This window comes from Corynebacterium sp. LaCa54 (assembly GCF_046717495.1).
Lineage (GTDB): Bacteria > Actinomycetota > Actinomycetes > Mycobacteriales > Mycobacteriaceae > Corynebacterium > Corynebacterium kefirresidentii.
Genome location: NZ_CP177115.1, coordinates 914,082 through 937,692 on the forward strand (window position 1 = coordinate 914,082; position 23,611 = coordinate 937,692).

The 23,611-nt window shown below is 57.7% G+C and carries 17 protein-coding genes; 8 read left to right on the forward strand and 9 right to left on the reverse strand.

Features of this window, described 5'->3' with window-relative positions:
• Positions 1-358 precede the first annotated feature (358 nt).
• Both ACLI1M_RS04605 and ACLI1M_RS04610 read right to left on the reverse strand, forming a co-directional pair.
• On the reverse strand, positions 359-4,078 hold the full coding sequence (locus ACLI1M_RS04605) for a multifunctional oxoglutarate decarboxylase/oxoglutarate dehydrogenase thiamine pyrophosphate-binding subunit/dihydrolipoyllysine-residue succinyltransferase subunit (RefSeq protein ID WP_411706701.1): 3,720 nt from the start codon (positions 4,076-4,078) through the stop codon (positions 359-361).
• Between the two features lie 183 nt (positions 4,079-4,261).
• A complete protein-coding gene (locus ACLI1M_RS04610; RefSeq protein WP_411706702.1) occupies positions 4,262-4,990 on the reverse strand; it encodes a hypothetical protein in 729 nt (242 codons plus the stop codon).
• 116 nt (positions 4,991-5,106) lie between these two features.
• On the opposite strand from ACLI1M_RS04610, the gene ACLI1M_RS04615 reads away from it, so the two are divergent.
• From ACLI1M_RS04615 to ACLI1M_RS04625, 3 genes are all read left to right on the forward strand, one after another.
• Positions 5,107-6,810: a carboxylesterase/lipase family protein gene (locus ACLI1M_RS04615; protein ID WP_248098979.1), complete on the forward strand. Its 1,704-nt coding sequence runs from the start codon at positions 5,107-5,109 to the stop codon at positions 6,808-6,810.
• Between the two features lie 81 nt (positions 6,811-6,891).
• The gene (locus ACLI1M_RS04620) at positions 6,892-7,740 is read left to right on the forward strand and encodes a hypothetical protein (protein WP_023021822.1); all 849 of its coding nucleotides are present in this window, start codon (positions 6,892-6,894) and stop codon (positions 7,738-7,740) included.
• A 206-nt stretch (positions 7,741-7,946) separates the two neighbouring features.
• Positions 7,947-8,789 carry a hypothetical protein gene (locus tag ACLI1M_RS04625; protein WP_248098978.1) on the forward strand — a complete coding sequence of 281 codons (843 nt, stop codon included), beginning with the start codon at positions 7,947-7,949 and terminating at the stop codon, positions 8,787-8,789.
• Here ACLI1M_RS04625 and ACLI1M_RS04630 read toward each other — a convergent pair.
• Complete coding sequence (locus ACLI1M_RS04630) at positions 8,786-9,304, reverse strand: hypothetical protein (RefSeq protein WP_232212585.1); 519 nt, start codon at positions 9,302-9,304, stop codon at positions 8,786-8,788. The two genes, ACLI1M_RS04625 and ACLI1M_RS04630, sit on opposite strands and share 4 nt — an antisense overlap.
• Positions 9,305-9,416: 112 nt before the next feature.
• On the opposite strand from ACLI1M_RS04630, the gene ACLI1M_RS04635 reads away from it, so the two are divergent.
• Positions 9,417-10,658 carry an MFS transporter gene (locus tag ACLI1M_RS04635; protein ID WP_248098977.1) on the forward strand — a complete coding sequence of 414 codons (1,242 nt, stop codon included), beginning with the start codon at positions 9,417-9,419 and terminating at the stop codon, positions 10,656-10,658.
• Positions 10,659-10,673: 15 nt separating this feature from the next.
• Here the strand turns inward: ACLI1M_RS04635 and ACLI1M_RS04640 are convergent, their stop codons facing one another.
• The 3 genes from ACLI1M_RS04640 to ACLI1M_RS04650 form a co-directional block, all read right to left on the reverse strand.
• Positions 10,674-11,858, reverse strand: a complete 1,185-nt coding sequence (locus ACLI1M_RS04640; RefSeq protein ID WP_248098975.1) for an Nramp family divalent metal transporter — start codon at positions 11,856-11,858, stop codon at positions 10,674-10,676.
• A gap of 201 nt (positions 11,859-12,059) precedes the next feature.
• Entirely contained in the window at positions 12,060-15,182 is a 3,123-nt protein-coding gene (locus ACLI1M_RS04645; RefSeq protein WP_248098973.1) for a DUF3427 domain-containing protein, read from the reverse strand.
• Positions 15,183-15,329: 147 nt separating this feature from the next.
• Positions 15,330-15,725: a (deoxy)nucleoside triphosphate pyrophosphohydrolase gene (locus tag ACLI1M_RS04650; protein WP_248098971.1), complete on the reverse strand. Its 396-nt coding sequence runs from the start codon at positions 15,723-15,725 to the stop codon at positions 15,330-15,332.
• A 133-nt stretch (positions 15,726-15,858) separates the two neighbouring features.
• Between ACLI1M_RS04650 and ACLI1M_RS04655 the strand changes: the two genes are divergently transcribed.
• Complete coding sequence (locus ACLI1M_RS04655) at positions 15,859-17,205, forward strand: YjiH family protein (protein ID WP_248098969.1); 1,347 nt, start codon at positions 15,859-15,861, stop codon at positions 17,203-17,205.
• A gap of 8 nt (positions 17,206-17,213) precedes the next feature.
• Here the strand turns inward: ACLI1M_RS04655 and hutG are convergent, their stop codons facing one another.
• Together hutG and ACLI1M_RS04665 are read right to left on the reverse strand one after the other, a co-directional pair.
• Positions 17,214-18,146 (reverse strand): formimidoylglutamase, encoded by a 933-nt coding sequence (gene hutG / locus ACLI1M_RS04660; RefSeq protein WP_248098968.1) that lies wholly within the window; start codon positions 18,144-18,146, stop codon positions 17,214-17,216.
• 11 nt (positions 18,147-18,157) lie between these two features.
• Positions 18,158-19,543 (reverse strand): amino acid permease, encoded by a 1,386-nt coding sequence (locus ACLI1M_RS04665; protein WP_248098967.1) that lies wholly within the window; start codon positions 19,541-19,543, stop codon positions 18,158-18,160.
• 186 nt (positions 19,544-19,729) lie between these two features.
• Between ACLI1M_RS04665 and ACLI1M_RS04670 the strand changes: the two genes are divergently transcribed.
• The 3 genes from ACLI1M_RS04670 (at position 19,730) to ACLI1M_RS04680 (ending at position 22,733) form a co-directional block, all read left to right on the forward strand.
• Entirely contained in the window at positions 19,730-20,437 is a 708-nt protein-coding gene (locus ACLI1M_RS04670) for an IclR family transcriptional regulator (protein WP_248099140.1), read from the forward strand.
• A gap of 78 nt (positions 20,438-20,515) precedes the next feature.
• On the forward strand, positions 20,516-22,069 hold the full coding sequence (gene hutH / locus ACLI1M_RS04675) for a histidine ammonia-lyase (RefSeq protein ID WP_248098966.1): 1,554 nt from the start codon (positions 20,516-20,518) through the stop codon (positions 22,067-22,069).
• Positions 22,070-22,142: 73 nt separating this feature from the next.
• A complete protein-coding gene (locus tag ACLI1M_RS04680) occupies positions 22,143-22,733 on the forward strand; it encodes a flavin reductase family protein (RefSeq protein ID WP_239208274.1) in 591 nt (196 codons plus the stop codon).
• Here ACLI1M_RS04680 and ACLI1M_RS04685 read toward each other — a convergent pair.
• Positions 22,716-23,501 (reverse strand): SGNH/GDSL hydrolase family protein, encoded by a 786-nt coding sequence (locus ACLI1M_RS04685; protein WP_248098965.1) that lies wholly within the window; start codon positions 23,499-23,501, stop codon positions 22,716-22,718. The two genes, ACLI1M_RS04680 and ACLI1M_RS04685, sit on opposite strands and share 18 nt — an antisense overlap.
• Positions 23,502-23,611 lie beyond the last annotated feature (110 nt).

Below are 23,611 nucleotides of genomic sequence, written 5' to 3' on the forward strand. Positions count from 1 at the left end.
AGCTCTTGGTTATCTGAACGGCGCCCAAAGCCTTCGAGCTTGACGTAGATGCCAATTCCCGAACATTTCAGCAGATCCGATCAACGGTGCTGTTGCGAACGCGGTCGGCCATAGCACAGCAATACCCTCACTCCCTCCCTTCGCGCTCACCGGTAACGCACCTTTCTCGCAGCGGTCACTCCCCGTGAGCGCGAAAGGAGTGAAGTGTGCGCTAAGTACGTGAGAGGCAAGGAGAGTCGAGTGAGAAGAAAGTTCTAGTTGAAAAGCGAGCCGAGTCCGTAGTTCCTGAGGAACGTTGGCCCGCATGAGTAAACCCCAGTGAGGAGTCCTCACTGGGGTTTAAACAATTCGAAGAGCTCTAGATGTCAAAAGCCTCTTCCAGCAGGTTCTTCTGCTCAATCTGGTGCACCTTGGCATTGCCGGTAGCAGTCGAGGACTGGGCACGGCGGGAAACGCGAACCATTTCAGGCATATCTGGGATCAGGGTGCGCAGGTGCTCATTGTAGAACGGCCATGGACCCTGGTTGGCCGGCTCGTCCTGTACGAAGCGAATCTGGGTGGCATTCGGGTAAGCCTCAAATGCCTCACGCAGGCGGTTGAACGGAATCGGGTGGAGCATCTCCACGCGGACGATGGCGATGTCATCGCGGCCGTCGGCCTCACGCTTCTTCTCCAGATCCCAGTACAGCTTGCCGGAGACCAGCATGATGGTCTTGACCTTATCGGTATCGCCGACCTTCTTACCGTCAACGTCAACGTAGTTCGGATCATTGATAACGGACTGGAAGCGCTTGACCTCGGTGAAGTCCTCCACGGCGGAGGTGGCCGCCTTGTTGCGCAGCATGGACTTCGGAGTGAAGACGACCAATGGACGCTTCATCTCACCGAGTGCCTGGCGGCGCAGTAGGTGGAAGTGGTTAGCCGGGGTGGAAGGCTGAGCCACGGTCATCGAGCCCTCAGCGCACAGCTGGAGGTAGCGCTCAATGCGGGCGGAGGAGTGGTCCGGACCCTGGCCCTCGTAGCCGTGCGGCAGCAGGAGTACCAGGCTGGACAGCTGGCCCCACTTGGCCTCACCGGAGGAGATGTACTCATCGATAATGGTCTGGGCACCGTTGGCGAAGTCACCGAACTGTGCCTCCCACGCCACGAGGGCGTCTGGGTTGCCCACGGTGTAGCCGTATTCGAAGCCCATGCCAGCGTACTCGGTCAGCGCGGAGTTGTAGACCATGAACTTGCCACCGTTGCCCTTGGAGGCGGCGATGGCGTGCATCGGGTTGTACTCATTGCCGTTGCGTGGGTCGAATGTAACGGCGTGGCGCTGGGTGAAGGTACCGCGGCGGGAATCTTCACCAGCCAGGCGGACGACCTTGCCCTCGCCGGCCAGGGAACCGAAGGCGATGAGTTCGCCCCAGCCCCAGTCGATGCCGCCCTCACGAGAGGACTTCTCGCGATCCTTGGCTACCTTGCCCACGCGCTTGTGGTACTCGAAGTCCTCTGGTGGGTTGCCATAGGCGGCACCGAGCTCGGCGAGTTCCTCGGCGGTGATGGAGGTATCCAGGCCGCGGGTGAGCTCCTGGGAGGAGGTGATGCCAGTCTGCTCCTTCGGGCGAGCCTTGCCAGCTTCCTTGTGCTCGGCAAAGACGGACTCCATCTGATCGTGGAAGTCGCGTGCGGCTGCTTCGGCGTCTTCGGCGGAGAGGTCACCACGGCCGATGAGGTCGTTGGTGTAGTGCTCGCGCACTGCCTTGTGCTCGTCGATGACAGAGTAAAGCTCTGGCTGGGTCATGGATGGGTCATCGGCCTCATTGTGACCGCGCAGGCGGTAGACCATGAGGTCGATGAAGACATCCTTGCCAAACTGGCGGCGGTACTCGGCAGCCATCTGGCCCACCCAAACAACAGCCTCTGGGTCGTCGCCATTGACATGGAAGACCGGGCAGTCGAAGCCCTTGGCCAAGTCGGTGGCGTAGTGGGTGGAACGGCCGGAATCCGGGGTAGTGGTGAAGCCCACCTGGTTATTAACTACGATGTGGACGGTGCCGCCGTTGGTATAACCGCGCAGCTGGGACAGGTTGATGGTCTCCTGGACGATGCCCAGGCCGGTGAAGGATGCATCGCCGTGGAGCATGACCGGAACAACGGTGTGGCCCTCTGGGCCCTTGTCCAAAATGTCCTGCTTAGCGCGCGCGATGCCTTCCATGACTGGGTCCACGGCCTCGAGGTGGGACGGGTTGGCAGCAAGGGTGACCTTGATTTCGCCATCGCCGAACATCTGGAGGTGGTGGCCCTCAGAACCCAAGTGGTACTTAACGTCACCGGAGCCGCCGAGCTGGCCGCCCTTGTAGTTGCCGTCGAACTCGTCGAAGATATCGGCCAGCGGCTTACCCACGATATTGAAGAGAACGTTCAGGCGGCCGCGGTGCGGCATACCGATGACGACCTCGTCCAGATCCTGGCCGGCGGCGGTATCAATGATGGAATCCAGCAGCGGAATGAGGGTCTCAGCGCCCTCGAGGGAGAAGCGCTTCTGGCCCACATACTTGGTCTGCAGGAAGTTCTCGAATGCCTCGGCGGCATTGACCTTCTGCAGGATGTACTTTTGCTCCGCATTGGTGGGCTTCGGCATTCCCGCCTCGAGGCGGTCCTGCAGCCAGCCGCGCTCATCGCGGTCCAGGATGTGGGTGTACTCGGAGCCGACCTTCAAGGTATAGGCGGCGCGCAGGCGAGACAGCACCTCGCGCAGAGTCATCTGCTCCTTGCCGCCAAAGCCACCGACGTTGAAGGTGCGGTCCAGATCCCAAATAGTGAGGCCGTGGGTCGCAATGTCGAGGTCGCGGTGATCCGGGTTAGGCAGGCCCGGCTGTACCCAGCCCAGCGGGTTGGTATCGGCCAGCAGGTGGCCGCGGGAGCGGTAGGACTCGATGAGCTGCATGACGCGGGTGTTCTTGTCCACGCCGGAGTTCGGCACGTCCTGTGCCCAACGGAATGGCTCATAAGGCACGCCCATGGAGGAGAAGAGGTCGTCCCAGAACGCGCCGTCGACAAGCAGCTGGCCAATGGTGCGCAAGAATTCGCCGGACTCGGCACCCTGGATAACGCGGTGGTCATAGGTGGAGGTCAAGGTAACCAGGCGGCCTACGCCTAGGTCAGCCAAGCGATCTGCGGAAGCACCGGCGAACTCGGCCGGGTAATCCATAGAGCCCACGCCGATGATGGAGCCCGCGCCCTTAGTCAGGCGGGCGATGGAGTGGCGGGTGCCGATGCCGCCCGGGTTGGTGAGGTTAATGGTCACACCAGAGAAGTCATCCATGGTGAGCTTGTTCTTGCGGGAACGAGTAACAATGTCCTCATATGCCGCAACAAACTCGGAGAAGGACTTGGTCTCGCACTCCTTGATGGCGGCAACGACCAGCGCGCGGGAGCCATCCTTCTGCGGGAGGTCAATGGCTAGGCCCAGGTTGATGTGCTCGGGCTGGATGACAAAAGGCTTGCCATCCTTGAGCTCGTAGCGCACGTTCATATCTGGGTGCAGCTGCACGGCCTTGACCATGGCGTAGCCGATGATGTGGGTAAAGGAGATCTTGCCACCGCGGGTGCGCTTGAGGTGGTCATTGATCATAGAGCGGTTTTCCCACATGAGCTTGACCGGCATATCGCGCACGGTGGTAGCGGTAGGAATTTCCAGGGATTCTTCCATGTTCTTAGCAATTGCCTTGAACATTCCCTTGAGCTGGCGCTCTTCGCCGCCCTTGTAGTCCGCAATATGGTCCAGCGGGGACTCAGACTTCTTTACGGACTGCTGTGCCTTAGCGGACTTCTCCTGTGCCTTGGACACGGACTTGTCCACGTTGGTCTCGCGGACTTCCTGCTTGCGGGCGGTAGTAGTACCCTCAGTCTTCTTCGCGGCTGGCTTAGACGGCTTCGCGGCCTCCTTGGCTGGGGCCTTGGACTTAGGCGCGCCGTTTGCCTCGAAGTAGTCGCGCCACTCCTTATCTACGGAGCTCGGGTCCTTGGAGTACTGCTGGAACTGCTCGTCTATCAGCCACGCATTGGGGCCGAAGATATTCGATGTGCTCACGGCAGGTATTCGCCTCATTTCTCTGCTTTAAAATGGTCGTTTATTCGACTTTAGTGCGGCCTTTGTACGAGCGCATACGTCACCCGCCAAAGAGTCTGCCTACATGATACGGGGCATACCCCTAAACTCACTATGTTAGGGGTATCAATAGCCCCACTTTCCGGTTTCTGGCTACCCCTAGCCTTAGGTAAGGGGGGAAAGCTGCTCGCCGGCGTGCTCGATGACCTGCTTGGCCAGCTTGCGATTGGCGGTGGTGCCTAATACCGCGCCAATGCCCATGGGCATCAGTTTGCTTACCCACGCCCACTTGAGGCGTTTGGTGACTTGTTTGGTAAAAAGCTTGGTCAGGCGGCCGTTGATGCCAGATAGAGTGGGGCCGGAGAATCGGGACAGGCTAGCGGCCGAGCGCATACCGGCAACGCTATTGAGGTCCCCGACAAAGGTATCGACCAAAGCGGACCCCTTCGAGCCGGTGAGCACGACGAGTACAAGGGCGCGGCAGCGCTCGGGGGACTTGATGTCATCGCCACGCAGGTAGGCAGAAGCCAAGATGTACCAAGCTGCGGCCTCTAAGAAAACCACGGACTCGCCTGCGATGGTGGCAGCGCCGGTTACCAAACCAACACCCGGGATGGCGGCGGATGCACCTGCGGCCGCACCGGTACCGGAGGTGATATTAAGGAAGTGCTTGTCAATGAGCTCCTGCAGCTTCTGTGGGCTTGCGCCCTTATTGCGCTTTTTCAGGCTCTCGACATACTTGATGATGACGCCAGATTGTATCGATACCGCGCGGTCCAAAGAGTTGAGCAGGGCAGAGGTAAAGCGGTTGCTGTCCTCCGGATCGATGTCATAGGTATCGACGGTATCCACCTCGGTGGAGTTGTCCTTTTTATCTTTAGTGAATAAACCCATGTGTCCTTCTCTTTCGCTAAAACTTATCCGTGCCCAGCATAGTAAAGGCTGTATTAATGTGCCGCCGCGCCGCAATCAGATCGCCCTGGGCGTGCAGGCCACCTAAGCTAGTGGACATGGTTAGGCCGCACGAGAATTACCGCGATTCCGGGGATGTCTTCTCGGAGGAGTCCTCCGCGGCGGCGCGACTGAAGGCGGAGCAGGCGCACGAACGCGCCCGCCGCGCCTACGAGGAAGCTCGAAACGCCCTGGCAGATGAGCTGACGGTGCGCACCACCTCTGGTTGGGTGCGCGGTGTTATTGAAGAGGACCTGCGCCCCGATCGCCCCATTAGCGCCGGGCCGGTGTTGACGTGGCGCGGTATCCCGTTTGGAGATACCACCGCTGGGGACAATCGCTTCCGCGCCCCGCAGCCCGCGCCGGCGTGGGAGGGCGTGCGCGATTGCAGTCAGTTCGGCCCGCCGGCCCCGCAGCCCACGTACTCCTGGACCGACCGCATTATCGGCTCCGAGGACTGCCTGTACCTCGACATCGTGCGCCCGCGCACCGAGGAGAAGCTTCCTGTGGTGGTCTATTTACATGGCGGCAGCTTCATTATGGGTTCGTCTCATATGCTCATGCTTCGTGGTTTCGAGCTAGCCACCCGCATGGACGTGGTCTACGTATCCATCAATTTCCGCCTTAACTCTTTGGGTTATTTGGACCTGCGCAGCCTAGGCGGCGACTGCAGTGCCAACCCGGCGGTGGCTGACCAGATCTTGGCATTGCAGTGGGTGCGCGATAATATCGCCGCCTTTGGCGGTGACCCTGACTCTGTCACCCTCATGGGCGAGTCTGCCGGCGGTGCGGCCGTTTTGACCTTGATGACGAGCCCGCCCGCGGAGGGCCTATTCCATCGCGCCATCGCCCAGTCCCCGCCGATCGCCATGATTCACTCCCGGGCTCAATCCACCTTGTGGGCGCGCGAGCTGGTTCACCGGTTGGCCTTGCCGCGCCGCACCTCGGTAGAGGATCTGCGGCAGGAAAACTTTGCTGATTTGGTGCGCTCCGGCCAGTCCATGATGTGGCGGGCTGGAGAGCTCATTCACCTTAATTCTTGCTATGCGCCCACGGTGGATGAGGAGCTTATTCCAGAACACCCCATTGCCGCCTTTGAAAACGGCCACCAGCATCAAGTTCCGCTGCTCATCGGCACGAACTCGGACGAGGCTAGCTTTGGCAAATTCCTCTTCCAGCGCCAAAGCTCCCGTGAGCGCGCCGCCCTGCGCCTATTGGCCTCCTTCGATCCCCAGCATGCCCCTGAGGTGGTTGCCGCTTATGACGGCGCAGTGGCCCGCGAAGACTTTGCGCACCTGCTTGCCGACGCCCTCTTTTGGGCACCCTCCACCCGCATCGCCGCCGCCCACGCGCAGGTGGCACCAACGTGGATGTACCGCTTCGACTTCGCCTCTGCCGTACTCAAGTGGTTGGGCCTAGGGGCCATGCACTCGATGGAGCTGGGCAACGTCTTTGGTGACCCACATTCTTCGCGCGCGTCCTTCCTTACTAATTGGGGCTCGCGCGCGGAGATGGAAGAACTTACCGCCACCATGCAGCAGCACTGGTCCGCCTTTATCCACGGTGGCCGCCCGAAGATGAGCTGGCCGCGCTACGGGCTCAAGCAGCGGGCCACCATGATCTTTGATGCGGAAGCCTATATTGAAAACGCCCCGCACGAGCTCAAGCGGCAAGCGTGGGAGGGATACCACATGTTGGAGTGGGGAAGTGGGCGCCCAGAGCTGGTGAAATCTTTGGGCTTCCAACCATACGGGTGGGAATAGCGGTAGACTCCACAGTGACCGCGGGCGGCGGCTTGCCTACCGTGGGGACCTCTGCTTCCGAAGGATGGATTTTAAACCACCATGAGCTTTTTCGAAGATATTGCTTCTGCATTGGATGCCGAGGGCATCGAGTCCCGCGTCAATGATGACGTCATGTTCGTTCCAATCACCTCTGATCTGGAAATCCAATTTATTGAAATCGATCCGCTCCTGCCTGCAGCAAATGTCTATATCGCTGCGGCAGACGTTGATGAAGACGATGAGGAATTTGAGGCAGTCTTGGTCTCCGTCGCCTTCTCTGTAGATGACGCCGTGGAGGCGGTTTCTCGCCACATCGCTACCGACCAAGTGGTCACCGTCCTGCGCGACCTGCTGGAGGGCACCGATGAACGCATTGCGGAACTAGAATTTTCCCAAGATGAGCTCAACCCGCACCTTGTCGTGGCTGAAGTAGCCAATGACTCGGAGCTGCGCGTGCTTGTGGAAACCATAGACGGTGTCCCTTCTGCCATCGTCCGCTTCCTCGCTTTCGACTTCGACGAAGACGATCTAGATGACATGGAAGATGAGGCCGTCACCCTCGCCTGGGAAGTTGATGAAGAGGATGAGGATCTCGATGAGGCCGACCGCCTCGCCCTCTTTGATAACGCCGACTTTGATGATGTCCCCATCGTGGAGGTTCCTGCCGAGGCCCTCGAACTTGGTACCTACACCGATTTCGATCGCCTCTTCGACGTCCTAGGTCTTGTCTCTGAGCAAGCTTTGGACTGGGAAGCGCAGCTCGTATCCTTCGATGATGAAGACTATGAAGAACCGGACGTCTACGACATCTTCGGTGAGGATGACGGGGACGAAGAGGAGGACTACTTCGACACCGATGATGCCGACGTGGACGATGAATCCGAGGCCGAAGCAGCTGAAGATAAGTAAACCCTACCTCCCATAGCCCAGCTCACCGCCTTCTTGCGGTGGGGCTGGGCCTTTCTCTTTTTCAAAGCATCATTGCAGGTAGGGGTATAGATTATATATTCCTTATTGTCTTGCTACTTTCACGCGCCGGCAACTAGGCTTTAGAAGGTTCCCGGCCTGGGACTGAAAATCCGCCCCAGGCCAAACCTTATGAGGAGTAGAAAACCATGGCAGTGAACCGCGATACTACGTGGCGATACGTTCTTGTCGTTGTTGCCGTAGCACTCTCGCTTGCCGCGTGGTTTTGCACCGTGCTTGGCGTGTACTCCACGGTGAGCGTGACTTTTGAGTCTTATCTGACCGCCAGCGTCTGGGTGCTGCTCTTGGTGGCTGCGGTGCTGTTATACACCTCGCAGTATGGGTTGGTGCCCAATTGCATCCTCTTGTATCCCATCTTCGGTGCCTCGATAAATTTATTGCTGGGCTCGTTGACGGTGCGCTCGCAAGCCCCGTTGTTCTTCGATGCTGTGGGTACCTCCATCGTGGCAATCATCGCCGGTCCTGTGCTGGGCATGGCCACGGGCTTGACCACCACGGTGTTGGGAGGAGTGTACTTTGCCTATGATCTCGCCTTTGCTCCTGTGGGCATCTTTATCGGCGCCGCCGTGGGTTTGATGGCCCGCCGCGGGGTATTTAATAGGCTCTCGTCGATCATTTTTTCCGGCCTCGGTATGGGCATCGGCTCCGGCGTGATGAGCGTATATGTCCTGATCTTTTCGTTCAGCGGGCGTCCACGCCAGGAACCGCAAAACCTTACCAAGTTCTATGAGCTGATCTTTCAAGATGAGCGCCTGGCCATCATCCTGCAAGGCCTTACCTCTGACATCTTGGACAAGGTCTTTACCGTTCTCATCGCCTGCTTGGTTTTGCGTTTTATGCCCAAGGCAATCGCTCGACACTACACGGTGACCTTTAACCGCGAAGTATTGAAAAAGATCCTGCACGCGCCTGACCCGCATGCAGCACCGGATGTGCCGGGGCAGCAGACAAAACAGCCCGCGACCGCTTAGGCGGCTTGGGTCAAGCCGACGAATAGCGACTCGGGGGAGCGGACCGGCTGATAAGAGCTATCCACTAGCCACACATAGGTGGCATTGGGGCCGCGAGAGACCTCGTGAACAGCATCCACCATCTCCGCCGGCACAAGCGTGCGTACCCAGCCTTCGGCCACGGCAGGTTCCACCGTTTGGCCAAAGTTCTCGGTTATGCGGATGGTGATGAGGTATGCGGGAATGCGGTCTTGCCCAAAGCCGCGCACTCGGGCCTTTACGCGTGAACCCACGCGGTGGCGGGTAATGCTCATGCAGTAGTCTCCGCCCGGTCCACCCGCGGCCGTCGGCAGCTGCTTGAGTGGTGGGCGCCAGGTGGGAGTAGGGCGGGCCAGGGAACGTGGGTGGTGCAGGATAGCGGTAATGGACTCGATGGTGTCGTATTCGTGGTAGAGCAAATCTGCGGCAATCTCGCTGGCGGAACGTGGGAGGAACATCGGGGTGGACTGGGGAAAGTTCTTTTGTGCTTTGTACATGGCCATCACCTTAGGGTCCCGTGCGGACACAAGCCCGCATAATTAGAACGCACGTGCGACGGGCGATCGAAAATGGCTTTCCCGTAACTGAAGGATTAGAGTTGCAGCCGATATGATGAATACGAAGAGTGGGGAAATAAACCCAGAACAAAAACCGCACATTCCACGCGAGATCTGGGTTATGGTCACCGCCGCATTCATCATCGCGTTGGGATACGGTCTCATCGCTCCGCTCTTGCCGCAGTTTGTGGTGAGCTTCGATGTCTCCATGGCCGCCGCGGGCTTGGTGGTTTCCATCTTCGCTGCCTCGCGCCTCCTATTTGCGCCGATGTCCGGTTCATTGGTGGATCGCGTTGGCTCACGCCGTGTTTACCTCATCGGGCTCATGACAGTCGCGGTAACCACAGGACTCGTTTCCATTGCCCAAAGCTACTGGCATATCGTGGCCCTGCGTGCGCTTGCCGGCATTGGTTCGACCATGTTCACGGTCTCGGCCATGGGGCTAATTGTGCGCATGTCTCCGCCGTCGATTCGCGGCAAGTGTTCTGCCACCTATGCCACAGCCTTCCTGCTAGGTAATGTTGCTGGCCCGGTTCTTGGCGCCAGCCTGTCCTTCCTGGGCTTTCGTTGGCCATTTTTCATCTACGGCGTGGGCGTCGCGCTCGCCGCATTCGTTGTCTGGTGGCAAATGCCCCGCGTCAACCACAAACAGGCCAATAAGGATAAATTGCCGCCCATGCGCCTGCAGGAAGCCTGGGGCGATACCGCCTACCGCGCGGTGCTGACCTCCAACTTTGCCCATAGCTGGATCAATATGGGCGTGCGGGTGTCCGTCCTTCCTCTATTTGCCGCCTCTATCTTCCACAATGGCGCCGCGGCATCCGGCCTTGCACTCGCGGTCTTTGCTGCTGGGAACGCCATCGTCTTGCAATTTTCGGGCAGGTGGTCCGATATCCACGGCCGCAAGCCACTCATCCTTATCGGCCTGGTCGGTTCCGCCATTTTCATGGTTCTCATGGGCATGGCTACCAGTGTCTGGTTCCTCCTGCTCGTGTCCGCCTTCGCCGGCGCATCTTCCGGGCTCATTAACCCCTCCCAGCAGGCCGCAGTGGGAGACATCGTGGGCAATGACCGCTCCGGCGGCAAGGTGCTATCCACCTTCCAGATGGCCGGAGACTTCGGCCAAATCTTAGGCCCCATGCTCATTGGCCTGCTTGCCGACGCCGCCGGATTCCCCCTCGCCTTCACCGTTTGCGGCGCTATCGCCTCCATTGGCATCATTGCCTGGGCATTCGGCCGCGATCCGCACGCTGAGGTAGGGAATAAGCCGAAGCGGGTGCCGCAGGAGAACTAAGCATTTGGAGTTGGGCTAGAAAAGTTCAGCCAATTGGGAGACGCATAGATAAACGAAGGCGACGGAGATAATCGCCATCAAGGTGTTGACGAACCAACCATTTCTCCATTTCTTTGGCGTGTGTCTGGTATTCAGCAATACCAGGAGGGTCAGGCCTAAAAAGGGCATGAAAAGTGAGCCGAGGACTCCATAAGCGATGATGAGCCCAGTTGGCTTTCCAAGGAGAAGCAACAACATTGGTGGAAAGGTTAGCCAGATGAGATAAGCGCGGTAATACTTTCCACCGGTACTTGTCCTCGGATCGCCTTGCGGAATCTTTTTGAGGTGGCCAATATAGTCGGCGAACATGAGGGACACGCCGTTCCAAACACCAAGGCAAGAGGAGAATGCGGCAGAGAAAAATCCGATGATGAACATTTTGGAGATGAAGGTTCCGTAGCGGTCCTCGAGTACATCCGCCATATCAACGAGGCCCTGATCGTTATCGGATACGGCGACGTTGGCGCTGTAAAGAAGCTCGGCGCCCAGCACGAGTGTAGCCAGAACGAAGATTCCGGTGACTGCGTAAGCTACCGCATTGTCCATACGCATAACCTTCATCCATTTCGGCGTGTACCATTCCTTTTCCCGCAGCCAGTAACCGTAGGTAGCTAGCGTAATAGTGCCACCTACTCCGCCAGCGATGGATAGTACATAGACGAAGGAACCATCCGGAATCTGTGGCACTAAGCCCCCGATGATTTCGGGAAGGTTAGGTGCAGTAATGGCGGCGATGCCCACTACGGTGACAAACATAATCCCGACCAAGATGGCTGAAAGTTTTTCAAAAAGCTGATACTGGCCAAGCCAAGTCAGAATGAAACAGGAAATGCCCGTAATAATTGCCCACATTTCGAGGCTGGTGTTCGGGAAAAGAGCGCTGAGGGCTAGTCCAGTGCCGGACATCGCGGCGGCTCCGTATACGAGTCCCCAGATAACGATATAAGGGGCAAAGTACCAGGCGGTCCAACGCCCCAGCTCGCGCCAACCGTGGAACATCGTGTTTCCGGTGGCGAGGCTATACCGTCCGACACCTTCGACCAGTACGATCTTCATGATCGTGCCGATGATGACCGCCCAAAGGAGCGCGTAGCCATAGCGTTGGCCGGCGATCATGGTGGCCACTAGGTCGGCCGCACCGACGCCTGTCGCTGCGGCCACTAATCCTGGACCGACTAAAGTCCATTTCACTCTGGCCTGGTCTGTCGTTGCTGCGTCGTGCCTGCTGCCTGCAGGACGGGCAGAATTTGATTCGTGGGTATGACTCATGGCGCCCTCTCAATTAGTTGTGTTGCTAATCACTATAGGGAGGGTGGTGCTTTTCTATCAGGAAAACGCAGATTTCAATTTTCGATCGGCCGTCTATGCCACCGTTCTTCCCGCAGCGTAGAGTGCCTTGGGCATTGCTCGCTGGAGCTTCCATTCGAATTGGATCGGCTTTTCCCCATGGTGTGACACATAATCCACAGCGCCTAAATAGGTATAAGCGCTCGCTGTACCGACTTCGTTCTTCTTATTAAAGCGCGAGGCTATGAGAATCTTGCCATCACGATTCTGATGGCCGATGTAGCGTTTAGCCGCTTTCGACTTCAGCGTCGTTGTTGATTGAGATTCCCAGTGCAATAGATCGGGTGAAATTGGATAGTCTCGGTAATTCGTAGAGGCACTTACCTGTTCATCTTTTTGAAACGTCACCAAGAACAGGTCCGTATTGATATCCGGGAAGTATTTCACGCCCTCGCGGGGAAGGTTTACAAGTTGTTCAAGGCTCCCAGTCTCCAAAGCACCAATTAGTTCGGCCAATGAATAATCCGCGTGCGTTTCCAACACAGAAGTCTCGCTATGCTGCGGAATGATTCGAGAAGAGTCACTGCACAGTTGCATAACCTGTTGCAATTCCCAAGCGACCTGCGGGTGCTGGCGCAAAATTGACAGAGCCTTGTCATAGGAACCGGGATGCGGAGAATTTGAGTTCGCCCAGAACCCGAGGACGAGCATTCGGGTGAAGGCTTGATCGGATTGAGCCATGTCAGCGTAGCGGAGATCTGGGGTGGAAAGGATGCGCAGATAGGCGTCGACTCGGTGCGGATCGTTGACGTGCAGGAAAACCCGAATCCGATTGAGCAGAAATGTTTCAGTCTCATTGGCGTTCTGCTGAATAAGGCCTTCTTCACGAAGAAGCCGCGTCCACGAATATTTTGAGGGGCGGTAGATATCTTCTAGCTGGAGATTTGATTCCTCAAGGAACTCTTTAAGATCTGTAGTTCCAATTTCAGAAAGTAATGCACGTACTTTGCGTAGTGAATTTCGTGAGATCTTCTTGACATTGCGAAGAACCTGCTCGGTTGTCGTTTGGTCTAGCTGAATATGTGACCCCGGCGGAGTTGTGGGAAATCCCTGTTCAATTTCTTCGGTCAAGCGCTTGCCCCGTTTCCGAGTTAGGGCATGGAACTTGCGCTCGAAATCAAAATCCGCATGCTGTTGGCCAATGAAATCGAAAATGACACAGGAGTCTTTACCTGGAGATAGACGGAGACCGCGACCCAGTTGTTGCAAAAAGACCACGGGGCTTTGCGTCGGGCGGAGCAAAAGTAGGGTGTTAACAGCAGGAATGTCTACGCCCTCGTTAAATATATCTACAGAAAACAGAACTTTGACCTCACCCGTCTCCAGATCTCTAATGGCCTGGGCCCGCTCGGCGGCGGAGAGTTCGTTCGTTACAGCGCGCGCTGGGATTCCAAATTGTTGGAATTGCGTTGCCATATATTTTGCGTGAGCGATAGTGACGCAAAAACCGATGGCTTTCATCTCTGAGAGATCGAAAATGCGCCGGTTCAGCTCGTTAATAATGAAGCGGGTGCGCTTTTCTCCTGCTTTGATGTAGAACTCGGAGAGCTCTCTGGAGTTATAGTCTTTCTTGCCTCGGATCCAGGTCAACGAAGAAAGGTCCGTCCCATCAGCGATCCCGTAGTAATGCATGGGAACTAACAGCTGCAAACGCAAAGCATCCCACAATCGCAGTTCATGGGCAACGCGATAGTCAAAGTACTTCTGAACGTTTTCGCCATCACCACGTTCCGGCGTAGCTGTTAAGCCTAAGAGCTCTCGTGGTTGGAAGTGGCCTAAAAGCGCGTTATAGGTGGGAGCTTGTGCGTGATGAAACTCGTCGATTATTACGACATCAAAGCGTTTGGGATCTAGCTGTTCTAGACGGGAAGCACGTAGGGATTGCACGCTGGCAAAGACAAAATCCCAACGGTGCGGCTCGGCGCCGTCGACAAGCAGCTCGCCAAAGTCTGCGTCTTTGAGAACTTCTCGGAATGTCCGTCGGGCTTGGTGAAGAATTTCCTTCCGGTGAGCCACGAAGAGCAATCGGGGACGTCGCTTCCATTGTTCGCAAAGATTTCGATAATCTAGTGCAGCAACTACGGTCTTTCCAGTTCCTGTCGCAGCTACCAGAAGGTTTCGATGTCGATCCTTTATCTCCCGCTCTGACCGCAAAGCCTCGAGCATCTCTTCTTGGTATGGGTAAGGCGTTACCTCTAGGCCAGAAAGCTCCAATTGGCGAAGTGCTCCGGACGATTCACCGCCTTTGGCTATGCGTAGAGACCGCTCGAGACGCTCCATGTCACTATTTGGGACGAAGGTTTTAAAGTGGCTGTCGTGCCAGTAACTATCGAAAGTCTTGATGAACTTATCAATCACTTCCGGTGTTGCGGTGTTAGAGCCGCGGACATTCCATTCCCAACCATCGACAAGAGCGGACCTTGACAGGTTAGAACTACCAATAAATGCAGTGTCGAAACCGGATTTTCGTCGGAACAGCCAAGCTTTGGCATGAAGGCGAGTGGATTTGTGTTCATAGCAAATTTTCACGTCTGCCTGATACTTCTCGACCAATCGCCTGAGCGCGGCTGCGTCAGACGCACCGCAGTACGTAGAAGTAAGAAGACGGAATGGGATTTTGTTATCGCGAAGATACTCCAGCTGTCTATCGAGGACGCTAATGCCGGAATTCTTGATGAAAGCGCACAGCAGGTCTACCGAATCGGCCGTTTTAATTTCTCTTTCGATCTCGCTGGTTAAACTAGATTCTCCCCGGGCATTGGTAAATAGTGCGCTCTTGGTGAGTGAAACGTCAGGAAGGAGGGGAGGATCCGCTAATCCGGAGTTGTACACAGCATAGAGGAGCTCCTCGGAATCGATTCCTTCATCATCGCCCAGCAGAAGCGCAATGGTGTTGATGAGGGCAACGCGGTCCTCGGGCGACTTCAAACTACGGAGACGGTGTTCTAAGAGTGAGCCGATGTGTTGAGAAACCGCCGAAGTATAGCGGCCCTGAGCTTCCTGATCGGAGCTTCGCCCGATACCGAATCCTGCAGCAGGATGTTGGTTTAACGTTTCCTCCATTCGTTCGCGAATACGGGTCGTAATGGGGGTTTCGTATACACCGAAAGGTAGGGAAGAGTCGGGACTGATGCTCATAATGACCAAATTCTAAAGGCTGGGCATCCTAAATTGGCATAAGAGAGCATTAGTGACTAAATGTTCTCCCGCTGGTGTTGCGTTTAGCGGAGGATATCCGCCGAATGCTGGCGAAAGGACACTATGAAAGAAAGGAACTTTCGTTCCTTAGATGTGATTAGAAGCTAATGCTTCTACCGCTGGAATATCAGCGGGAGCCCAGTTCAAACTGGCGGCCTCTGCGGGGGTAACCCACTTCGTTTCGTCGTGGTCGGTCAGGCGGAGGTCGCCGTCGACAAGCGTGCAATAGAAAGTCGTTAGCTCAATGGTCGCGAATTCGTACTCGTAAGTTGTTGTCGCGAGCTTCGCTCCCACCTCGGCTTTGAGGTTAAGCTCTTCGTGTATCTCCCGAGCTAGAGCTTGCTGAGGCGTTTCACCAGGCTCAATCTTTCCACCTGGAAATTCCCAGTGGCCTTCTAATGGCTTGCCCGGTTTCTTTCGGCAGGCGAGGAAGCGCTGGCCGTCATGGAAAACGGCGCCGACGACGCGAATGGGTTTAGACATGACTCTATTGTGCCTTGGATCTCGAAAACGTCTAGACAGTGAGCTGTTACTTAGATAACATGTCCCCAATGTTCGCGTAAGGCTGTCACGCGGGCTTGATTTTTGTAGGCAAGCTTGAGGGGACGGTTTTACTGTGACTTCTACCGAATCGGTTTACTCCTCCATCCAGAGCCATGACGGGGAAATCCCGCAGCCTGGGGGACGGTGGAAACTCTTTTTATATAGCGCGATTGGCGCGTTCGTATTCTTCCTGCCGGTGACGTATCAGGATAAGCGCTCCATTCCTTTGGACCACATGGTCACGATGGTGCGTGAGGGGATTCCGGCGGCGGTGCCGTGGATTATCTTCGCCCTGGCAGTGTACGGAACGGTGCGCAGTTTTACTACCGGCGCGTTCAAAGAAAGCGTGCTGCAGGCAGTCTTTGCGGTGCTCAATATTGTGGGCGCGGTGGTTTCGTTCCTGATGGTCATCGACGCGCTGCCGTGGGTGCTCGGTGACGAGGATTTGGTGCCATTTTTGTGGAACTCCATTGCCATTCCGGTAGGCCTTATCGTGCCTATTGGTGGTGCATTCCTCGCGTTTCTCATTGGCTTTGGTTTGCTGGAATTTGTCGGCGTGCTCATGCAGCCCATCATGCGGCCACTGTGGAAGACTCCGGGGCGCTCAGCAATTGACGCGGTGGCCTCGTTTGTAGGCTCGTATTCACTGGGAATCTTGGTCACGGACCGCGTCTATCAAAAGGGCGGCTATACCGGGCGCGAGGCAGCGATTATTGCCACCGGCTTTTCGACGGTCTCTGCGGCCTTCATGGTCATCGTGGCCAAGCAGCTTGACCTGATGAAGGTCTGGGGTACCTACTTCATTGTCACGCTCATTGTGACCTTTGTGGTTACCGCCATTACCGTGCGGATTCCGCCGCTGCGGACGATTCCGGACGAGTATTTTGCGGATGCGCACCCAGATCCGGAAAAGCCGGTAGAAGGCTCGCGCATCAAAAACGCGTGGCGCGAGGCCATGCTGGCGCTACAGCGCGCGCCGTCGTTGTGGGAATCCATCTGGGAGAACTTGCGCGATGGTGTACGCATGGCGGCGGCCATTGTGCCTTCCATTATGTCGGTGGGTCTCATTGGCCTGCTGCTGGCGCGTTTTACGCCCATCTTTGAGTGGATTGGTTACCTGTTCTACCCATTCGCGTGGGTAGTGCAGCTGCCGGAGCCGGTACAAGCGGGCAAGGGTGCGGCCATGGGAATTGCGGAGATGTTCCTGCCCGCCACGGCAGTGGCAGGCAGCGACAGCATGGTGCTCAAGTTCGTCATCGGCGTGGTGGCAGTCTCTGCCATTATTTTCTTCTCGGCGCTGGTGCCGTGCATCCTGGCTACCAAGATTCCGGTGAAGCTGACCCACTTGGTCATCATTTGGTTTGAGCGCGTGGCGCTGACCATTCTTATCGCCACGCCGATTGCTCACCTGCTGTTTTGATTTAAGAGCTAGGCCCCGAGGTGGGCCGTGACGATGTCATCGATAAGCCGCGCCGCCGCTTTGGCGGTGCGGTTATCTATGTCAAAGGTGGGATTGAGCTCGACGACGTCCACCAGGGCCAGCTTGCCCGTCCGCGCGATTGCTACGGCCATGGCGCGGATGCGCTCATAGCTCACACCCAGGGAAGCTGGGGCAGATACGCCCGGCGCGGTAGAAGCCGGTAGGACATCGAGGTCGATGGACAAGTGGACCTTGTCCTTGCCCTCGGTAGCCTTGGCGGCTAGCTCAGCGCACTCGGCTGGGGTGAGATTGACTAGTTCCTCGTCCAGGGTGATGGCGACGTTCAGGCTCTCTGCCTCGTCGAAAAGCACAGCGGTGTTATTGGGGCGGGAGATTCCCAACACGGTGTAGTCGAAGTCGTCGGAAAGCTCCGAAATCTGCTTGAACGGGGTGCCGGAGGTGGCTTGGTTCGCGCGGCGCAGATCGAAGTGAGCATCCAGGTTGATGATCTTGGTGGCGCCTACCGCGCGGTAGAGGCCGCGGTGGGAGCCGAAGGCGGTTTCGTGTCCGCCGCCCAGGATGATGGGGAGGGTGCCGGCCTCGACGAGTTCCTGCACTTTATCGGAAAGAGCATCGTGGGCGCCGTCGAGGTCGTCGGACTGGGTGGTGATCGTGCCGGCGTCGGCAAGCGCATGCTCATGGTGGACTGCCAAGGAACCTAGGGCAGCTCGCAGCGCGGCCGGGCCTGCGGCTGCACCCTGGCGGCCGCCGTTGCGCAGAACGCCCTCATCGGAGGCAAACCCCAGGAGGGTTACTGGGGCGGGGGATTCGGTGGACTGATTGATAACGCTATGCCAACGGGCATGCTCTGGGCCAGGGCCATCGGAGCGGCCGGACCATTCGGGGGCGGGGGTGAAAAGTTCAGCTTTTTCAGTGTTCATGGTTTTCGATGTTAGGCGGAAACGACGAGTTCTTCTGGCTCTTCGGTGGGTTCATCCTCATGTGTTACCTCGTGCCGGTTGGTGAGGAAATAAACCGCCGTCATAATGGCAATGAAGGCCACACCCACAACGAGGGAAATGCGGTACTCCTCTTGCCAGACCATTATGCCGAAGGTCATGAGGATAAATGCGATGGACAGGTACTGACCATAGGGCCAGAAGGGAACTTTGTATTTGAGGTTCGCTACGTCTTGTGTGCTCATTCCGCGCCGGGAGTACAGGTGAGCCAGCAGAATCATAAGCCAGACAAACACGGTGGCGAAGGTAGCTAGCGAGGCGATGACCTCGAAGACATTCTCCGGCAGGAGGGCATTGAGTATGGTGCCAATGATCATGGTGGCGATGAGGATGATGGTGGTCATTACGGGTACGCCACGCACTACCTTGGACATGAACTTAGGGGCGTGCTTTTGGTGGGCAAGGCCAGTGATGACGCGTCCTGCACCGAAGAGGTCGGCGTTGATGGCCGATAAAGCGGCGGTAATGACCACGAAGTTGAGCAAACCTGCAGCCCAGGAAACGCCGAGGGTATTAAAGATTTGGACGAAGGGGGACTGCTCGCCGGTAATCTCGCGCCATGGGGTGATCATGAGAATGACGGCGATGGCAAGGACATAGAAAAGCAGGATGCGCATGGGCACCGTATTGATTGCTTTGGGTACGGATTTTTCTGGGTGCTGGGCGGCGCTGCCGGCAACACCGATGATTTCGGTGCCGCCAAAGGCAAAGAGAACGAGGATGAAAGAAGCGATCATGCCCGTGGGGCCGTTGGGGAAGAAGCCACCGTCGTTGACGAGGTTGACGGGGCCGGTGGTGTGGGCATCGGAAAGCCCAAAGGCTAATACCGCAAGGCCGCCGGCAATCATGGCGAGTACGGCGCCGACCTTGATGATGGTAAAGGCAAATTCCAGTTCACCGAAGGCCTTGACGGTGGCGAGGTTTGCGCCGCCCACGATGAGCAAGGTGGCTGCAACCCAAACCCACTGCGAGACGTCTGGGAACCAAAAGCGCATATAAACGCCGATGGCGGTGAGGTCCGCAAGCGCTACGATGACCATCTCAAAGGCGAACATCCAGCCGGTGATGTAGCCCGCCCATCCGCCCATGAACATGCGGGCGTAGCCGGCGAAGGAGCCGGTGATGGGGTGGCGCACGGCCATTTCACCTAGGGCGCGGAGCATGAAATACACCACCGCGCCGGCGAGGAGATAGACGACGAGGACAGAGGGGCCAGCGGCTTGGATGGCACCGGCTGAACCATAAAACAGTCCGGTGCCGATCGCGGATCCGAGGGCGATGAAGTGCAGGTGCCTGTGTTTAAGGCCGTGTTGGGACATGGCATCTCCTAGCGTATGAAAAGTTTTATGTAGTCTAAGTCTCTATTTGTCCAAGGTGTGTCATGGAACATATTTATTTGTCTGGAATTTCAGACTTGGTGCCGTGTGCTGCACTGATAAGCGCCACAGTGGTGCTTAAAATTGCCCTCCGTGAGTACCAACAGAGTCCCGGCGGCGCGTCATGCGATGGAGATCCTCAAGCTTTTGTCCACCATCGACGTCCCTATATCCGCCGCCCGCATCCAAGGTGAGCTCAACCTGCCGCGCTCGTCTACATACCACCTGCTGGCGGAGATGGTTGATGCTGGTTTTGTAGCCCATTTGCCGGAGCACAAGACGTATGGACTGGGCCTGGCAGCGTATTCCATGGCTTCGGCCTATGTAACGCAGCAGCCCTTGGTGCGCATGGCCACTCGGGATTTGGAACAGTGTGCGGCGCTGGTGGGTGGATCGGGGCACCTGTCACGTATGGCAGGCTCGGAAATCTTGTATTTGCAAGAGGTGCGTGCGGTGGGTGCTACCTCCTTGGTCACTGAGGTGGGTGTGCGCCTGCAGGCACATAAAACGGCGTCCGGGCGCGTGATGCTGGCGCATCTGCCTGATGCGGAGGTGCGCGCCGCCTTTGATACTGCGGGAGGTAGCGGCTTTGCTGCATTGAAAAAGCGCTTGAGTTTGGTGGCTGCATGCGGGTGGGATCAAGAGATCGAAGAGATTACTCGCGGTCAGGCCTCTGTAGCGGCGCCCATCCTGGATCACTTGGACCGCCCTGCAGCGGCGGTGGCGGTGACGTATCCGGTTGGGACGCCGGATGTGAAGGTGGACGCCGCTATTCGGGCCTTGCTAGAGGTATCGGACAAGGTCGCGGCCAAAATGTACCGCAATCGCAAAAAGTGAGGTAGCATACATTCATCGCGTTAGGCTGTCGCGCGACACATCACAATTGTTGATCCCTTATTTAGAGGAGTATTTGCCATGCCTAACGCCTACCCAACCACCGTGACCGTAAACGTCGGCGCGCTGAGCATCGAGGATGTTGTTGCCGTTGCCCGCTATGGCGCGCAGGTGGAGATTGCGCCTGCAGCCCTAGAAGAGGTAGCCGCTACCCGCGAGCGCGTGGAAGAACTAGCACAAGATCCCACCCCGGTCTATGGCATTTCCACCGGCTTTGGCGCGCTCGCTCGCCGCCATATCCCAGAGGAGATGCGCGCCCAGCTGCAGCTTTCCCTGGTGCGTTCGCACGCTGCGGGTACCGGCCCGGAAGTGGAAGAAGAAGTCATCCGCGCACTGATGTTGCTGCGCCTGTCCACCTTGTGCACTGGCCGCACCGGCGTGCGCCCCGTAGTGGTGGAAACGTATGCCAAGGCCCTTAATGCCGGCATTGTGCCGGTGGTGCGCGAGTATGGCTCGCTGGGCTGTTCCGGCGATTTGGCGCCGCTTGCTCACTGTGCGCTGGCCTTGTTGGGAGAGGGCGAGGTGCGCGTGAACGGCGAGCTGCAGGATGCGGGCGAAGCCTTGGCCGCAGCTGGCATCGAGCCGCTGCAGCTGCGCGAGAAGGAAGGCCTAGCGCTTATCAACGGCACCGATGGCATGCTGGGACAGCTCTGCCTGGCCATCACTGACCTGCGCGCGGCCGCAAAGACCGCCGATATTGCCACCGCCATGACCGTGGAAGGCCTGCTGGGTACCCTCGTGGTCTTCGCGGATGACCTGCAGCAGCTGCGCCCGCATCCGGGCCAGGCCGATGCTGCGGCTAATATCCTCCAGGTGGCCGAAGGCTCTGAGATCTTGGAGGCCGCGCTGGAGGAGTTTAAGAAGAACCAAGTGCAGGATGCCTACTCCGTGCGCTGCGCCCCGCAGGTAGCTGGCGGATTCCGCGATACCTTGACCCACACCGCCCAGGTGGCCGAGCGCGAGCTGGCTGCCGCGGTGGATAATCCGGTGGTGACCAAGGATGGTCGCGTGGTCTCTAACGGCAACTTCCACGGCGCGCCGGTGGCCTATGCGCTTGACTTCCTGGCAATTGTCACTGCGGACTTGGCCTCCATTTCTGAGCGCCGCACCGACCGCTTCCTGGACCCGGCGCGCAACCGCGGGCTGAACGCCTTTCTTGCCGACGACCCCGGTGTTGACTCTGGCCACATGATCGCCCAGTACGCCCAAGCCGGCATCGTGAGCGAAATGAAGCGCCTAGCCAACCCCTCTTCGGCCGATTCCATTCCTTCTTCGGCCATGCAGGAAGACCATGTATCCATGGGTTGGTCCGCTGCCCGCAAGCTACGCAAGGCCGTCGATGGCCTGCAGCGCGTGCTTGCCGTAGAAATCCTCACCGCCGCCCGCGCTATCGACATGCGCGAGGGCACCCCAGCCAAGGGAACCGGCGCGGTCATCGCCAAGCTGCGCGAGACCGTCACGGGTCCAGGTGTGGACCGCTACCTATCGCCGGAAATCGAGGAGACCGTGCGCCTGGTTAAGGAGGGTGCGCTTGTCGAAGCCGTTGAGAACGCTACTGGAAAGCTGCGTGGCTAATATGTCGACCATTTCTTGGCACCCACAATCTGAGCCCAACCCCTTGCCGTTTTCCCCTTTTAAAGCGAGCACAGTGCCGCGCCCCATTGGCTGGCTTTCCAGCGTGGACGGTGAGGGCTGCGAAAACATCGCGCCTTATAGCCAGTGGCAAAACCTCACTTTCGATCCACCAATGGTGATGTTTTCGGCCAACCAATACCCGGATGGTCGCCGCAAGGACACGGTGCTTAACGCGGAGGAAACCGGCTGGTTTGTGTGGAATATGGCCACCTATGACCTGCGTGAGGAAGTCAATAAATCCGCCCAGGTGCTTGACTATGGCGACAGCGAGTGGGACCGCCTTTCCGTTACTAAGGAGTATGCGGACAATCACCGCATTCCCATGGTGAAAGAATCGCCGGTGAAGTTCGAGTGCCAGTACAAAACCACGCTGCGCGTGCCCGGTAATTCCAAGGTGGGCAGCATCGACCTCGTGGTAGCGGATGTAAAGACCATCCATATCGATGAATCCGTCATCGATGAGGAAGGCAAGCTCGACATCCTCAAGATCAAGCCCATCGCGCGCATGGGCTACTTTGACTACACCGTGGTCACAGAAAAGTTCGAGATGCGCGTGCCTGGTTCCGACGACGCCGCGCGCGCCGGGTTAGAGGGCAGCGCGTAGTGCATCGGCCATGGCCTGTTGGCCCGCGTGGGTGGGGTGCATGGGAAAGGAATTAGTCTCCTGGCCCGTGAAGTCCACCCACGGTGAGGGGGAGCAGGCGGTGTGGTCTAAGGCGGCGTCGGCAAGCACGTATATAGCCCCATTGCGCTCGGCGGCCTCGCGCACCGCCTGGTTGATGCGCTCGATGGAGCGTGCCAACCATTCCCGGTCACTGGCCGGGATTTTTTCTATGTAGGGGCAGGTCTCGCCGCGCTTAATTAGCGGAAGATAACCAGTAGCCAGGACTTTCGCGTCAGGGGAGCGGCGGTGGATCTCCTCGTAGACCTTGTCTAGACGGCGGGGTAGATCGCGAATTTCCAGGTCTATCTGCGGGCCGGATTCCGCCTGGCAGATATCATCCGTGGCGCATTGGGTAAGGCGTACGAAGCTGGCGTCATTGCCGCCGATGGAAAGGCTCACCAGGTCGGTGTCCTCTCGCAGGGCGTCGACCTGGGCGGGGTGTTCGCCGGCCGAGGAAAGCACATCGAGGGTGCTAGCGCCCTGGCAGGCTACATTGGTGAGCTCCGCGTCCATTTCCTTGGCTGCAAGCTCGGGGTAGGAATCCTGAGCGCGCACGCAGGTATTGGGCGGATCGAGCGGCAGCGTAGTGGATCCCATGGCCGCGTAGGAATCCCCCAGGGCGACATAGTGGGGTGGCTGCGGCTCCTCGGCGGGGGTGGAACAAGCGGCGAGGAGGGCCACGGAAAGGAAGGGGATGAACCGGCGCATGCAGGCCATCGTAGATCATCCCGCCTGTGTCTCATATACGAGACAGTTAGGGTTCATGTGGCATGGTACACAGAGCTATGTCACAGTACTTTATGACATGTGACGCTGAA